This is a genomic window from Vogesella aquatica (assembly GCF_028548455.1).
GTDB classification, from domain to species: Bacteria; Pseudomonadota; Gammaproteobacteria; order Burkholderiales; family Chromobacteriaceae; genus Vogesella; species Vogesella aquatica.
This window is the reverse complement of record NZ_JAQQLF010000004.1, coordinates 222,308-236,947: the sequence shown is the minus strand read 5'-3', so window position 1 is coordinate 236,947 and position 14,640 is coordinate 222,308. Positions and strand designations below refer to the sequence as shown.

At 58.4% G+C, this 14,640-nt stretch carries 14 protein-coding genes and 3 tRNA genes; 7 read left to right on the top strand and 10 right to left on the bottom strand.

The annotated features are described in order from the left end of the window. The 6 genes from PQU95_RS04135 to rsmD form a co-directional block, all read right to left on the bottom strand. The coding region (locus tag PQU95_RS04135) for a GTP-binding protein (protein WP_272750815.1) at window positions 1-209 on the bottom strand (209 nt) is incomplete at its 3' end. Window positions 210-250: 41 nt separating this feature from the next. Continuing rightward, window positions 251-325, bottom strand: a tRNA-Thr gene (locus PQU95_RS04130). A 25-nt stretch (window positions 326-350) separates the two neighbouring features. Further along, window positions 351-424 (bottom strand) — tRNA-Gly (locus PQU95_RS04125). Between the two features lie 48 nt (window positions 425-472). Then, window positions 473-557, bottom strand: a tRNA-Tyr gene (locus PQU95_RS04120). A gap of 125 nt (window positions 558-682) precedes the next feature. Further along, the gene (locus PQU95_RS04115) at window positions 683-934 is read right to left on the bottom strand and encodes a YfhL family 4Fe-4S dicluster ferredoxin (protein ID WP_017507390.1); all 252 of its coding nucleotides are present in this window, start codon (window positions 932-934) and stop codon (window positions 683-685) included. Window positions 935-1,011: 77 nt separating this feature from the next. Next, window positions 1,012-1,563 (bottom strand): 16S rRNA (guanine(966)-N(2))-methyltransferase RsmD, encoded by a 552-nt coding sequence (gene rsmD / locus PQU95_RS04110; protein ID WP_272750814.1) that lies wholly within the window; start codon window positions 1,561-1,563, stop codon window positions 1,012-1,014. 197 nt (window positions 1,564-1,760) lie between these two features. Between rsmD and ftsY the strand changes: the two genes are divergently transcribed. From ftsY to rpoH, 4 genes are all read left to right on the top strand, one after another. Further along, window positions 1,761-2,834, top strand: coding sequence for a signal recognition particle-docking protein FtsY (ftsY, locus tag PQU95_RS04105; protein ID WP_272750813.1), 1,074 nt, complete (start codon window positions 1,761-1,763; stop codon window positions 2,832-2,834). 46 nt (window positions 2,835-2,880) lie between these two features. After that, window positions 2,881-3,534, top strand: a complete 654-nt coding sequence (gene ftsE / locus PQU95_RS04100) for a cell division ATP-binding protein FtsE (protein WP_017507393.1) — start codon at window positions 2,881-2,883, stop codon at window positions 3,532-3,534. After that, window positions 3,531-4,442, top strand: a complete 912-nt coding sequence (gene ftsX / locus PQU95_RS04095; RefSeq protein ID WP_272750812.1) for a permease-like cell division protein FtsX — start codon at window positions 3,531-3,533, stop codon at window positions 4,440-4,442. Before ftsE ends, ftsX begins: the two co-directional genes overlap by 4 nt. A gap of 110 nt (window positions 4,443-4,552) precedes the next feature. Next, window positions 4,553-5,413 carry an RNA polymerase sigma factor RpoH gene (rpoH, locus tag PQU95_RS04090; protein ID WP_272750811.1) on the top strand — a complete coding sequence of 287 codons (861 nt, stop codon included), beginning with the start codon at window positions 4,553-4,555 and terminating at the stop codon, window positions 5,411-5,413. Between the two features lie 94 nt (window positions 5,414-5,507). Here the strand turns inward: rpoH and PQU95_RS04085 are convergent, their stop codons facing one another. The 4 genes from PQU95_RS04085 to PQU95_RS04070 form a co-directional block, all read right to left on the bottom strand. After that, window positions 5,508-7,271 carry a PglL family O-oligosaccharyltransferase gene (locus PQU95_RS04085; RefSeq protein WP_272750810.1) on the bottom strand — a complete coding sequence of 588 codons (1,764 nt, stop codon included), beginning with the start codon at window positions 7,269-7,271 and terminating at the stop codon, window positions 5,508-5,510. A gap of 67 nt (window positions 7,272-7,338) precedes the next feature. Continuing rightward, window positions 7,339-9,150, bottom strand: coding sequence for a PglL family O-oligosaccharyltransferase (locus tag PQU95_RS04080; protein WP_272750809.1), 1,812 nt, complete (start codon window positions 9,148-9,150; stop codon window positions 7,339-7,341). A 72-nt stretch (window positions 9,151-9,222) separates the two neighbouring features. After that, window positions 9,223-9,645: a pilin gene (locus PQU95_RS04075; RefSeq protein ID WP_272750808.1), complete on the bottom strand. Its 423-nt coding sequence runs from the start codon at window positions 9,643-9,645 to the stop codon at window positions 9,223-9,225. A 54-nt stretch (window positions 9,646-9,699) separates the two neighbouring features. Beyond that, window positions 9,700-10,134, bottom strand: a complete 435-nt coding sequence (locus PQU95_RS04070) for a pilin (protein WP_272750807.1) — start codon at window positions 10,132-10,134, stop codon at window positions 9,700-9,702. 246 nt (window positions 10,135-10,380) lie between these two features. Between PQU95_RS04070 and bioA the strand changes: the two genes are divergently transcribed. The 3 genes from bioA to proB all read left to right on the top strand — a co-directional run bounded on the left by bioA (window position 10,381) and on the right by proB (window position 14,605). After that, window positions 10,381-11,736, top strand: a complete 1,356-nt coding sequence (gene bioA, locus PQU95_RS04065; protein ID WP_272750806.1) for an adenosylmethionine--8-amino-7-oxononanoate transaminase — start codon at window positions 10,381-10,383, stop codon at window positions 11,734-11,736. 120 nt (window positions 11,737-11,856) lie between these two features. Continuing rightward, entirely contained in the window at window positions 11,857-13,416 is a 1,560-nt protein-coding gene (locus tag PQU95_RS04060; RefSeq protein ID WP_272750805.1) for a PilZ domain-containing protein, read from the top strand. A 70-nt stretch (window positions 13,417-13,486) separates the two neighbouring features. Continuing rightward, entirely contained in the window at window positions 13,487-14,605 is a 1,119-nt protein-coding gene (gene proB, locus PQU95_RS04055) for a glutamate 5-kinase (protein WP_272750804.1), read from the top strand. Window positions 14,606-14,640 lie beyond the last annotated feature (35 nt).

Below are 14,640 nucleotides of genomic sequence, written 5' to 3'. Positions count from 1 at the left end.
TATTCTACGTGAGCGGTGTTAATGGTAATACCGCGGGCTTTTTCTTCTGGCGCGCTGTCGATCTGGGAGTAGTCTTTAGCTTCGCCGCCGAATTTCTTGGACAGAATGGTGGTGATAGCTGCAGTCAGAGTGGTCTTACCATGGTCCACGTGACCGATGGTGCCAACGTTTACGTGCGGCTTGGTCCGCGCAAACTTTTCTTTTGCCATGGCAAATTCCCTGATAACGAATAAAGTCTACATTTAAATGATGGTGCTCATGGGCGGAATTGAACCGCCGACCTCTCCCTTACCAAGGGAGTGCTCTACCCCTGAGCTACATGAGCTTCACATACAAACCATTCAACAACCTGGAGCGGGTGAAGGGAATCGAACCCTCGTCGTAAGCTTGGAAGGCTTCTGCTCTACCATTGAGCTACACCCGCCTACGATCCGGACGACTTCACAATCTTGCCGCCAAGATGCATAGCAACTGGTGGGGGGAGAAGGATTCGAACCTTCGAAGGCTGAGCCGTCAGATTTACAGTCTGATCCCTTTGACCGCTCGGGAATCCCCCCGTGAAGAAGCCCGAATAGTATAGACACCTTGCCAGTGCGTCAATAGCTTTTTCGAGAATTTTTCTATTTTTTCAAACAAAAGCCCCGCTTTTCGCGGGGCTCTGTTGCGAATCAGTCACTTAGCCTCAAGCCTTGCCAGTGATGATCAGGTATTTTTTGTGCAGCTCTTCCTGGGTTTCCGGGCGATCCGGATCCAGCGGGATGCAATCTACCGGACAGACTTGCTGGCACTGTGGCTCGTCATAGTGACCAACGCACTGCGTGCACAGGTTCGGGTCGATCTGATAGATCTCCTCGCCCTGCGAGATCGCGTTATTCGGGCATTCCGGCTCGCAAACATCACAGTTGATGCACTCGTCGGTAATAATCAAAGCCATAGTAATTTCCTCAAGTATTCCACATTGTGAATTCTGTCACTCACCCCTCGTACAAGCAAGTTCGCGGGGTTATATCTTTATTCGTGCGATTCTGCACACAACAACCAAGAGTGCACCTTGCCAGCACGCAAGCTGCGCTCGACCTGCCAACCAGGGAAATCGCAGTGCTGCGGTGTTTCGATATACAGCTTGCCACCTGGCGCCAGAATGGCAGCCAACTGCGGCAATACCTGTTCAAGCAGTGCGCTCTGGTAAGGCGGGTCAACAAAGATCACGTCAAACTGCTCGCGGCAGTTCTTCAGGTACGTCAGCGCATCCTGTACCAGAATCTCGATTTCCGTGGCGGCCAATAGCTGCTTGTTCTTTTGCAGAACCGCGGCAACCGGGCGCATCTTTTCTACCAGCAGCACACGTAGTGCTTCGCGCGAAGCCGCTTCGAAACCCAGTGCGCCACTACCGGCAAACAGGTCCAGGCAACGCTTGCCATACAATTCTTGCCCCAGCCAGTTAAACAACGTCTCACGCACGCGGTCCGGGGTTGGCCGCAAACCTTCAGCTTCTGGCACATCCAGCAAGCGTCTGCGGTATTTGCCACCAATGATACGAACCTTGTTGCGCTGCTGCGTCATGCATCCTCCTGAATTCAAGGGCAGAATTCTACATCGTCAACGCCGCGCCGTCCCAACTGTTGACAGCAGCGTTTGCTAGCAACTTATTCCTTATATATAGATTTTGGCGTTTTGCCATTTGTTGACACTTCATTCCCCCGTACACCACGGTTTTAAGGCTACAATCTGGCTTTATTTTGTGTGCAGATTCAATAAGCATGTTCAGCTTCTTCAAGAAAAAGACCCCGCCCGCCGAAACCGCCGCCGCAGAGAAGGTGGCAGAGCCTGTTGCTATCGAACCCGCAGCCACTGCTGCCACACAAGCTCCGGATGAACCGGTTGCACCTGTGGTCATTGCCCAAGCTGCAGCAGAGCCGCCACGCAAAGCAAGCTGGACCGAACGCCTGAAAGCCGGTTTGTCCAAAACCCGCGACAAGCTGGGCAAGCAGCTGGCCACGCTGTTCGGTGGTGGCAAAATCGATGAAGATCTGTACGAGGAGCTGGAAACGGTGCTGCTGACCGCCGACATGGGCGTGGATGCCACCAACCATCTGCTGAAGGACGTACGTGATCGCGTAAGCTTGGGCGGCCTGAAAGATGCCAGCGAGCTGAAGGGCACACTTAAAGCGTCGCTGGGCGAATTGATCGGCCCACTGGAAGTACCGCTGGATACCGCCGGCAAGAAACCATTTGTGATCATGATGGTGGGCGTGAACGGTGCGGGCAAGACCACGTCGATCGGCAAGCTGGCCAAGTATTTTCAGAGCCAGGGCAAGAGCGTGCTGCTGGCCGCTGGCGATACCTTCCGTGCGGCTGCGCGCGAGCAACTCATGGCATGGGGTGAGCGTAACAACGTGACCGTCATTGCCCAACAAAGTGGCGATGCCGCAGCTGTCTGTTACGACGCCATCCAGGCAGCCACGGCGCGTGGTATTGATATCGTGCTGGCAGATACCGCCGGCCGCCTGCCCACCCAGCTGCACCTGATGGAAGAAATCAAAAAGGTAAAGCGCGTGATCCAGAAAGCCATTCCGGATGGCCCGCATGAGGTCATGCTGGTGCTGGATGCCAATATCGGCCAGAACGCCATCAACCAGGTCATCGCGTTTGATGATGCGCTAGGCCTCACCGGCCTGGTACTGACCAAACTGGATGGCACGGCCAAAGGTGGTGTGATTGCCGCCATCGCCAAACAGCGTCCGGTGCCGCTGCGCTTTATCGGTGTAGGTGAAAGCATTGATGACCTGCGCCCATTCCAGGCCGGCCCGTACATCGACGCGCTGTTTGACTAGACGCCCGCTAGCAGCGGCCAACCTTTGCCCTTGACGAGGAGGCGCAATGATCCAGTTTGAACAGGTGAGCAAACGCTACCCTGGCGGGCACGATGCGCTCAAGAACCTGTCGTTCACCATAGACAGCGGCGAAATGCTGTTTCTCGCCGGCCATTCCGGCGCAGGTAAAAGTACCCTGCTGAAGCTGATTTCCGGTATAGAACGCGCCACCAGCGGCAATGTACTGGTGAATGACCAGAACCTGAGCCGCCTGCGCCCCAGCCAGCTGCCCTACGTTCGCCAGCACATCGGCATTGTGTTTCAAGACCACAAGATCCTGTTCGATCGCAGCGTATTCGACAACGTAATGCTGCCGCTGGACATTATCGGTTTTGACCGGCGCGACGCGGCACGCCGCGTACGCGCGGCACTGGACAAGGTCGGTTTGCTAGGCAAAGAAAAGGTGATGCCGGTACGGCTATCCGGTGGCGAGCAGCAACGGCTGTGTATCGCCCGCGCCGTAGTACACCGCCCCAGCATCCTGCTGGCCGACGAGCCTTCGGCCAACCTGGACCGCGCTTACGCACTGGACATCATGGAGCTGTTCAAATCGTTTCATCAGGTAGGTGTCACTGTCATTGTGTCGGCACACGATGAAACCCTGATGGAAGACTACGGTCGCCGCATTATCCGCCTGCGCGAGGGCCAGTTTGCCTCATGAAACACTACTTCTACCTGCACTGGCAGGACGCCCGACTTGCCCTGCTGAAAATGCTGCGCCAGCCTGTAGGCAGCCTGCTGAATCTGCTGATGCTGGCCATTGCCCTGTCGCTGCCGGTATCGCTGTATCTGGCCGCGACCAGCGTGCAAACATGGGTAGGCAAGCTTACCGCCACGCCACAGATCACGCTGTTCATGGAGCTATCCACCGAACAAGCCGACTTGGCTGCAGTACAAGCCAGCCTGCAAACCCACCCGCGCGTGGCCAGCTTCAGCTTTATCTCAAAGGATGCGGCCCTGCAGCAGCTGGAGCAGCGTAGCGGCATGAGTGGTATTAGCGAAGGCCTGGGCAGCAACCCCCTACCCCACGCCTTTGTCGTGCAGCCCAAAGACGATGCCACACCTGAAGCACTGGAGATGCTGCAACGCGAGCTCTCCGGCCTGCCCATGGTGGAACAGGCGCAGTTTGATGCGGCCTGGGCCAAGCGCCTGCACGGTTTGCTGGAGCTGGCCATGCAGCTGGCCTGGTTCCTGGGTATCAGCTTTGGCCTGGCACTGGTACTGATTACCCACAACAGCATACGCATGCAGATACTGGCCCGGCAGGAAGAGATCGAAGTTGCCAAACTGATTGGCGCAACCGATAGCTTTATTCGCCGACCCTTCATGTACTACGCCGTATGGCAAGGCCTGCTCAGTGCACTGTGCTGCTGGGCACTGTGCACTGTGTTTGTCACCCAAGCCGCACCAGCACTAAATGGTTTTGCCCAGCTCTACAGCGAAAGCATTGTGCTACGCAGCCTGCTGCCTGCCGAGCTCCTCATGTTGGCCGCAACCAGCATTGGCCTGGGTATCGTGGGTGCACGCCTGGCGGCAGACCACTACCTGCGCAAACTGCGCGCCCGCTAATCGCTATCGCCATCATAAATAAATGCCATCGCCGGGAACCTGTGCCCTTCTGGCACTCTCCTACCGGGAGTGCTAAGATCAGCTCAGGTTTCCACAAGGATAATCAGCGTATGACCACGATTGCTTTGCCCGTACTCTCTGCCAACGGCAGCCTGGAACAGTATATCCAGACCGTCAACAGCATCCCCATGCTCACGCCGGAAGAAGAGTTCGAGCTTGCCACGCGCCAGCAGGAACAAGGCGACCTGGAGGCAGCCAAGCGCCTGGTGCTATCGCACCTGCGCGTAGTGGTATCGATTGCCCGCGGCTACTCTGGCTATGGCCTGCCGCAAGCCGACCTGATTCAGGAAGGTAATATCGGCCTGATGAAAGCGGTAAAACGCTTTGAACCTACCCGCGGTGTGCGCCTGTTCTCGTTCGCCGTGCATTGGATCAAGGCCGAAATTCACGAATTCATCCTGCGTAACTGGCGCCTGGTACGTATTGCCACCACCAAGCCACAGCGCAAACTGTTCTTTAACCTGCGCAGCATGAAGCAGGGCTTTTCTGCCTTGTCAGAAAAAGAAGCACAAGCCATTGCTGAACAGCTAGGGGTAAAGCCGGAAGAAGTGCGTGAAATGGAAACGCGCATGAGCGGCCAGGATATGGCCCTGTTGGCCGATGAAGGTGACGACGAAGGCTTTGCACCTATCGACTGGCTGGCCGACAGCCACCACGAGCCTACCCGAGCCATGGAACGCCGCGCGCTGGACACGCTGCAGGGCGAAGGTATCGAGCACGCATTGGCTACACTGGACCCGCGCAGCCGCCGCATTATCGAAGCGCGCTGGCTGGCCGATGACAGCGGTGCCACATTGCACGATCTGGCTGCCGAATTTGGCGTATCTGCCGAGCGCATCCGCCAGATCGAAGCGAAAGCACTGGGCAAAATGAAAGCCGCACTTAGCCACGGTGTTGTGATAGACGCCTGATCTCAGCTGTGCCCAGTAAAACCAAAGCCCGCTTGCAGCTCAAGCGGGCTTTTTCATCAACATCAGGCCGCCTGACCATGGCCAGGCTTCTCGGCTAGCGATACTGTGGCGGTAGCTTGTCCGTGGCAGCCTGCGCCATCGCGCGCAGACGCGCCCAGGCGGGCTCGCTTTCGTCCAGCTCGGCCAGAAAATCAGGCGCGTAGGTCGGAAATGATGCCAGGGCCAGGCCAAAGGTATGCGTAGCCTTGTCCTGCTCGCCAGCCAGCGCTTCCATCTGTGCCTTGCGTCGCAGCACATCCGGGTAAGGGCGGAACGCTGCCATCAGTTCCAGCCAGTGACGCTGGGTTTTCAGCGCCTGCGGGGCCGGGGTAATGACATCGTCAAGCAGGCCAAGTGCGTGGGAAGCGAACATCGGCTCATGGCGGATGATCTGCTCCAGACGCTGCTGTTGACGCTGGGTTGTGGGGTAATACAGGCCCTGCATCTCGCGATAGCGCCAGCTACCGTACGCAGCCAAGAGCAGCAATACAATAGCCAGAACCGTATACAGCGGCGTCAACCAGGCGATTGGTGCTTCATCCGCCTCGGGGGCCAGCGCCAGCATCATCACCATCACGGCGGGAAAATACAGGTACCACAATGGATACTCCAGCATACTGTGGATCAGGGTGACCGCCATAATGGCCAGCGGCACCAGATGTACCGGCTCGACGCGACGGCCAAAGTAAGGCCAGGCGGCCCAGGCAAAACCCAGCAGCGCACACAATGTACCTGCCAGCCCCATTTCGGCCAGCAACTGGAACACCAGATTGTGGGCATTGGCAAACAGCCCGCTATTGACGCCGGCATTGGCAAACTGCGGCAGCATCTGCAAACGCACACTCTCGGAGGCGTACTGATACCAGCCAAAGCCGTAACCCGGGTGTTCGATAAACACGATCCAGGCTTTACCCCACTCCGCGAGGCGCCGCGCGCCCATACCATCGCTGTTTGCGGCCAACCTTTCCAAACCACTTGCAGCAACCGGCCCATGCAGAAGAGGTGCCAGCAGCTTCTCCGCCAACGGCAAGGCAAACTGCATCGCCACAATCAGTGCGACAGCCAGCCACATCACCCGCATCAATTTTGCCGACTGCAGCCCGCGCAAACGCCAGTGCCACCAGCCTGCCATCACCGCCAGCGCAAACGCATACAGCAGCACCGTACGGGAACCAGCAAAGGCAATCGACAATGAGAGCCAAGCGATAGCGCCCCAGAGCCAGCGTCGCGTGTGCAGGCTACTCGCCTGCAGCCACGCAGCAGCGATCACCCCCCAGGTCAGGTAATGCGCATATTGGTTACGTTGGCCGATATGGCCGAACACATTGGTGGTGGGGTGGCTACTGTCGTAGAACAGCACACCACCCATGGCCTGCGCCAGACCAGTGACTTGCGCCAAACCGATCAGGGACTGCAGTAGCGTGCCGATCAGGATCGCTTTGCACAAATAGGTTATTAGCGCGTCCGGCCCCCAGCGCAAACGCAAGCGTACAACAACCAGCACCAACACCGACAAGGCCAAAAAGGCCAATGCCGTGGCCTGATTCAGGCCAGGAAATAGCACCGGCACAAACCAAGGCTGCAACGCCCACACCAGCGCCATCACCATCATCCAGATGCTGGCCCTGGGCCACGCCGAAGGGGTCGCCGGCAACAGCAAGCCCGCTAGCGCAGCACAGCAAACCACCGTGATTTCGCCCCACCACTGCGGCAAGGGCAGGAAGTGGAAACGCGACAAAAAAGGAAAAATAGTGATCGCGGCCAACAATAAGGCGGCGATACGGACACGCTTGGTGTCACCCATCAGAAAAGCAGACATGAATCACGCTCACCGGCGCTAGCAAAGGCCGAAGCATAGCCGATGCCAGGCTGGTGAGCAAAAACAGCTAGTTAAAGCGAGGCAACAGCGGCGGGCGCAGCGCTACCCCGGTCACTGCTTGCGCCGCCACGGCGCCTTCCCCCTGCTGCTGCAAAGTCAATGCCGCTTTTGACACAGTACGCAGCAGGCCCTGCAAGCGGGCATCGTTGCGCGATGCGATCATCAAGGCACAGTTGGCCGCCATATTCGGATACGCAGCCAATAGCATACGCAGACGGTCTTCCGCAGCCTGCGAGCGGCCAGACCACTGCTGCATGATAGCCGTCTTACACAGCAAGGTCGGGTACGGCCGGTAAGCTACCAGAGCTTCATGATGCTGCAATTTGATGGCTAGTTGCTGCGTAGTCGGCACCAGATAGTTGCTTAACATCAATTCGGCCTCAAAGCGCCAGAAGGGGTTGGCCGACAAGGCAATTAACTGTTCGATACGCTGCTGATTCACCTTGACATCACGTGAAGGCTGCTGACTATCGGTCAGCAAACCAAACACACTCGCGCCGTGCAGCACATACAGCAGGCCTGCTACGCCGAGTATCAGCGCGCCGATCCGACGCATGGACGCTCGCAGCGCCAGCGTGAGCGGAGGGCGAGGTGAGAGGGCTAAAATGGTGAAGAAAGCAAAACTGAATGGCAGGTACCATAGCGGGTACTCGAATATCGAATGACCCAGCGTCACCGCCACCATCCCTAGCAAAAAGGCATTTTCCGGGCTAGCGTTTTCCCGCTTCAGGTACGGCCACAGGCAATAGCTGACGATGGCAGCCGCCAGCAGCGTAGCTGGTACGCCAGTCTCAGCCAACAGCTGCGTCACCAGATTATGGCTATGGGTAAACAGGCTGCTTTCCGGCACCCGGCCATAGCCACCAAACGCTTCCAGCCACACAGACTGGTAGGCGTAGCCACCAATACCAGTACCCAGCCATGGATAGGCGCTGACAATCTGCCAGCATTTATCCCACTCAACGCGGCGGCGGGCGCCAAAACCGGCATCATTCAGACGGTCCAAGCCAGAGCCAATATCAACCGAAAACAGCCACTGCGCCAGATGCTTGCCACTAAACTGGAACAGCAGAATACTTGCCGCCGCCCACAGCAAGGCCTTGCCAATGCCGGATTGTGGCAGACGCATGCGCATCAGGACACCCAGTACGGCAATGGTGACCGCATAAGCCAAAGGTAGCCGCCCGCCAGACCAGGCCGACAAAAGCGACAGATACAAACACAGCGTGATAGTCAGCCAGGCAGGCAAGCGGCGCTGCGAATATAGATAGGCAGTGGCCAGCATCCCCCAGGTCAACACATGCGCAAACTGATTACGCTGGCCAATATTGCCCATGATTTCCATACCACTGGATAGCAGCCAGCCATTGGACTGTGGTGCCAGGCCAGCCATCTGGCTGACACCGATCAGCGCCTGCACAACCGCACCTAGCAGTATCGACCAGGCCATGGCTGTCACCAATTGCGAACGGCCAATACGCGGTTGTTCATTCGCCAACAACACCGCACCTAGTGCCGCCAGTAACAAGCCGAACAACTCAAACGGCAGCATTCCGGCTTGCTGCTGTTGATAGCGCAGCAGGCTACCCACCCACAACAATAGCCACCACAACAAAAAGGCCGGCAGAAACCAGACCGTTTGCACGTGGTGGTCAGACTGCCCACGCAAGCGCCAGGCCGCAATCAGTAGTCCGCTGCTGATAAAACCCAGCGTTAAAGCATTGGTCCACCAGTCCTGCAGCGGGCTATAGCGGGCAAAGTTGAAGAATGGCAGGGAAAAGATACACACCAGTGCCAAGGTAAGCGGATGACGCAACATGCTGACTCGCAATGAAAAAAGGGGGTGACAAGCACCCCCTTATTGGGACAACTCAGCTAATCAAGTGACGAATTAGCGGCAGTTGGTCGGACGGATATTGGAAGCAACAGTACCACCAACGCAAGTCCATACGATAGAACCACCACCGCTAGCGTTAGCTTGCATCACCAGGGTGGTAGCGCCTGCGGAAACTCGCTGGTTATAAGTAATGGTAATCTGGGAAGCGTTCACCTCAACGCCTGCAACTGCGTTACCAGTGATAGTGCCAGAGGCGCCCAGCCCAGCGGAGGCGTTGTTTGCCGGCCATGCGTTGTTGGTCGAGAAGAATTCGGTTACGGCAGTCTTGGCTGCAGCGGCCAGGCTCAGGCCTTCCGACACGTGAGCACGTTTGGTGTAATCCTGGTAGGCCGGGATGGCGATGGCTGCCAAAATACCGATAATTGCTACCACAATCATCAGTTCGATCAGGGTAAAACCTTGCTGTACGCGTTTCATAGTGAATACTCCATGGTTGTTATCAAGTTGGCCACATTGGCCGGTGGGGTAATCTTACTCTCGGCAATTGGAAGGCAGCACTCGTGCTAGGTCGCTGTCGCCACTACACATCCAGCGGTAAGCACCAGAGGTGTTCTCTTGCGGAACCAGCCACACATTGGCACCAGATGCTACCTTACTGCTAAGTTCGATATTGATAATGCTGACGTTGCCTGACGCTTGAATCTCCAGCCTAGCGATACTACTACCGCGACTGGCAGTGGCATCGGCAATGCCAGCGCTGGCATTAGTCGCCGGCCAGACATTATTGGTAGCGTGGTACTCCTCCATCGCCGTTTTTGCTGCGCTGGCGGCGACCAGTGCTTCGCTGATGTAGGCGCGACGGGTGTAATCCTGGTAAGCCGGGATGGCAATGGCGGCCAGGATGCCGATAATGGCTACCACTATCATCAGCTCGATCAGCGTAAAACCGGTTTGTCTTGTCTGCATATCGCACTCGCTGTGCACTGTGTCCCAGCGGGTAACAGCAATATCCGGGCCAAACAAGCAATCGCCATGCCAACGTACTGCAAAATGGCAATATCCTGCTTTTTCAATGGCATTGCACCCTGCTCCCCGTCACGTAGCCTTGCTGCAAGCTGACCATTTTTTGTCATAAGTGACAATTTTTGTCAGTCCGATCGGCCAGGCCCAGACGTGCTAGCATCTGCTTCATCTTACTGAACAGGCTTTACCATGACGCAGCATACCCAGGACTGGCTGGCCCGCAGCCGCGCAGCCGTTTGGCACCCCTGTACCCAGATGAAGCGCCACGAAACCCTGCCCATCGTACCCATCGCGCGGGCGGATGGCATCTGGCTGGAAGATTTTGACGGCAAACGCTATATCGATGCGGTCAGCTCCTGGTGGGTGAACCTGTTTGGCCACAACCAGCCGCGCATCAAGCAGGCCATCAAAGACCAGCTGGATACGCTGGAGCACGTGATTCTGGCAGGTTTTACCCATCAGCCGGTCGTGGCACTGTCGGAAAAGCTGGCCGCGCTGTCAGGCCTGGGGCACGCGTTTTATGGCTCGGATGGGGCCAGTGCGACTGAAATCGCCCTGAAGATGAGCTTTCACTACTGGCGCAATATCGGCCAAAACGGCAAGCAACGCTTTGTCAGCCTGGAAAACAGCTACCACGGCGAAACTGCCGGCGCGCTGGCTGTCACCGATGTACCGCTGTTTTCCACCACTTATGCCCCGCTGCTGAAAGAAAACTTCCGCGTACCCAGCCCGGACAGCAGGTTGGCCGCAGTTGGCGAAAGCGCCGAAGACGTCGCACTGCGCGCGGCAGATGCCCTGGCTGCCCTTCTGCACGAAAATCACCATGACATCGCCGCCCTGATCGTCGAGCCGCTGGTACAGGGGGCTGCAGGGATGGCCATGTACCACCCGGCTTATCTGCAACGCGCCCGCGCCCTGTGCGATCAATACCAGATACACCTCATTGCCGACGAGATTGCCGTGGGCTTTGGCCGTACCGGTACGTTTTTTGCCTATCAGCAAGCAGACATCACGCCGGACTTCCTGTGCCTGTCCAAGGGCATTACCGGCGGCTATTTACCGCTATCGTGCGTGCTCACTAGCGATACGGTCTATCAGGCTTTTTACGATGACGATATCACCCGCGGCTTTTTGCACTCGCACAGCTATACCGGCAACCCGCTAGCGTGCCGCGCGGCGCTGGAGGTATTGGCTATTTTTGAAGAAGAGTCGGTACTGGCACGCAACCGCGATACCGCCGCCCGCTTCAGCCAGCATCTGTCACGCGTGGCGGCACACCCTGCCGTGCGGCATTTCCGCCAGCAAGGCATGATCTGGGCGTTTGACGTTGACTGTACAAGGCACGACTTCGCCGTGGCATTTTTCAGCGGCATGCTCTCGCGAGGCTGCCTGGTGCGGCCTATCGGCAAGACGGTGTACTTCATGCCGCCCTACATTATCGAGGAGGCACACATGTTGCAGCTGGTCGAGAGCACCTGCGCCGTACTGGACAACATCCTGGCGGGTACCGATGCGTACCAGCGGCAAGAAAGCCCGCTGCCGTAAATGTTGCTGGCGGTGCCGCCACACACTTTAATATACTTACGTCATTAATATGGGGGCTATACTGCTTTAATCATGTTGAATCTGTCGCTCAATACGCCACACCTTGACCCGGTCATGGTCATGTGTGACCCCGATCAGCTTGAGGCATGGCTTCACCACCTGCCTTATGCCCAGCCTTTTGACTGCGCACAGCTGATCCGCGATGCGCTGGCACAGCTCAACTGCATCAAGCTGCCCCCAGCCAGCCGCCTGCAGCTGCTTCGGCTCTACCTGCTGGCGCAAGACAAGCTGTTGCCGGTGCTGGAAGCAGAGGCCCGCCCTGGCGATCTCACCAGCTACAGCCGGGCACGCGGTGCCGCCCTGCTGGCCCAACACTTGTCCATCCTGATTCACAATGGTTTCAAGCGTGTGCTGCTGGACCGCAGCCAGGAACACGGGCTGTTTGTACTGGACCGGCACAAGCTGGAGGCACTGAACCTCACCATGCTCAGCGCCCGCCAGCTGGCCCTGCTGTATGCCCGAACCTATACCCCGGTTCCGGCTGGTTTCTGGCACGACTGCCACCAGATCTTTCTTTATGTATTGCAGCAAGGCTGGGAAAGCAAGGCACTCAACGACAAAGAAGACAGCCTGGGCTCCCTGTACCGCCAGCTATTGCTGTTGGGGCTCACCGCCTGCAACCGCATGGAACCGGCACTGATCGATTACACCCTGCTGCTGATACGCAAATACGCCAAATGCCTGCACCTGGTACAAATAGACCGCTTACCGGAGCGGCACGGCGCCTTCCTGTACCAGCCGGCGGCAGATAGCCCGCCGCGCTTTCACAGCGAGCTACCGGCCAGCCAGAGTTCCTCCCACTGGTGGATCATCGATACACAAGCATTGCAACACGAGCTGATGGAAAAACTGCTCAGCTTGCAGCGTCTGGCGCAAAGCCATAGCGAAGATACCCGGCTGGCCGAAGAAATCCGCCGAGTCTTGCACCTGATGCAAGCATGGCAGAGTGCCCCGCAGCGCCGCCATGCACGGCACGACAGCCAGCAGCAAGTCGAGCTGGTTACCCTGCTACCCACCTGCTGGTTCATCGCCAACCAGGCCAGCTGGGACTTTGCCACGCCAGCAGAAGACACACCGCCACCCGCAAACAGCACGGATGGCGTTGAAGTTCATGGCACAGACGACAGCAACAGCACCCCGGCTAAACACACAAGGCCGCTGCCACCAGCCCCGGCCACGGTCACCATGCACAATCTCAGCGCCTCGGGCATGCTGCTGTGTGGCGAGTCGCCACAACACCCGCTGCGTACCGGCGAGCTGGCCATGCTGCGACTGCCAGGCAAGCTGTGGCACCTGGCCGTGATCCGCTGGGTCAACCTGCGCGGCGAGGGCATGGCGGCCGAATGCGGGCTGGAACAGCTTGGCCCGATACCGGACGCAGTGATGCTGATGCCTGTCATCACCCACCCCAACGACCACTTCCAGATGGCACTGCACCTGCCTGCCCTGCCGCGCAGTGGCCGCGCTGCCATGCTGGTGATACCCGGGCGTCAATACCAGAAGCTACGCGAGTTCCGCATGCTGACCGCGCAGGGCGAGCAGCTGATCCGCACTACCACGCTGGACTCGCAAACCGCCTATTACCAGTTTGTGGAGTACCGCCCCAGCAGCGACTTCTGACGCAGCGCACCATCCGCACGGAATGCGTTACACTGGCACTCCGTTTTTTGTCGAACAGGAAGCAGTGCGGATGCAATCGGTGATTCATACAGCCACGCGTATCGTGGTGAAAGTAGGCTCCAGCCTGGTAACCAACGACGGCAAAGGCCTGGACCACGCCGCACTGGCGCGCTGGGCCGCCGAGATCGCCGAGCTGCGCCGCCGTGGCAAACAGGTAGTGCTGGTTTCCAGTGGTGCCATTGCCGAAGGCTGCCAGCGTCTGGGCTGGGCCAAGCGCCCGAAAGCCGTACACGAGCTGCAAGCCGCCGCTGCCGTGGGCCAGATGGGCCTGTGCCAGGCCTATGAAAGCGCGTTTCGCGAGTACGGCCTGCAAACCGCACAGATACTGCTGACCCACGAAGACCTGTCCGACCGCCTGCGTTACCTGAACGCCCGCACCACACTGTCCACACTGCTGACGCTGGGTGTGGTGCCCATCATCAACGAGAACGACACCGTGGTCACCAGCGAGATCCGCTTTGGCGATAACGACACGCTGGGCGCGCTGGTCACCAACCTGATCGAAGCCGACGCGCTGGTGATTCTCACCGACCAGCGCGGCTTGTATAGTGCCGACCCGCGCAAACACCCGGACGCCGAGTTCATCCACGACGCCGAAGCCGGCAACCCGGCGCTGGAAGCCATGGCCGGCGGCGCCGGCTCCAGCGTGGGCACCGGCGGCATGTACACCAAGATCATTGCTGCCAAGCGCGCCGCGCGCAGCGGTGCCGCCACCGTGATTGCCAGCGGCCGCGAAGCCAGCGTGCTGTCGCGTCTGGCCGACGGCGAAGGCATCGGCACCCAGCTGAATGCGCCCACCACCCGCCTGGCCGCGCGCAAACAATGGCTGGCCGACCACCTGCAGCTGTCCGGCAAGCTGGTACTGGACGCCGGCGCCGCGCTGGCGGTACGCGAAAAAGGCACCAGCCTGCTGCCGATCGGCGTTATCGCGGTAGAGGGCAGCTTCCTGCGCGGCGACGCCGTGGCCTGCGTGGACGAGCAAGGCCAGGAAGTGGCACGCGGGCTGGTGAACTACAGCTCGGAAGAAGCGCGCCTGATCATGCGCAAGGCCACCCGCGATATCGAAGGCGTGCTGGGCTATCTGGTAGAACCTGAACTGGTCCACCGCGACAATATGGTGACGCTGTAAGCGTTAGCCGGCAGCCGCTGCGGCCAACCTTGATG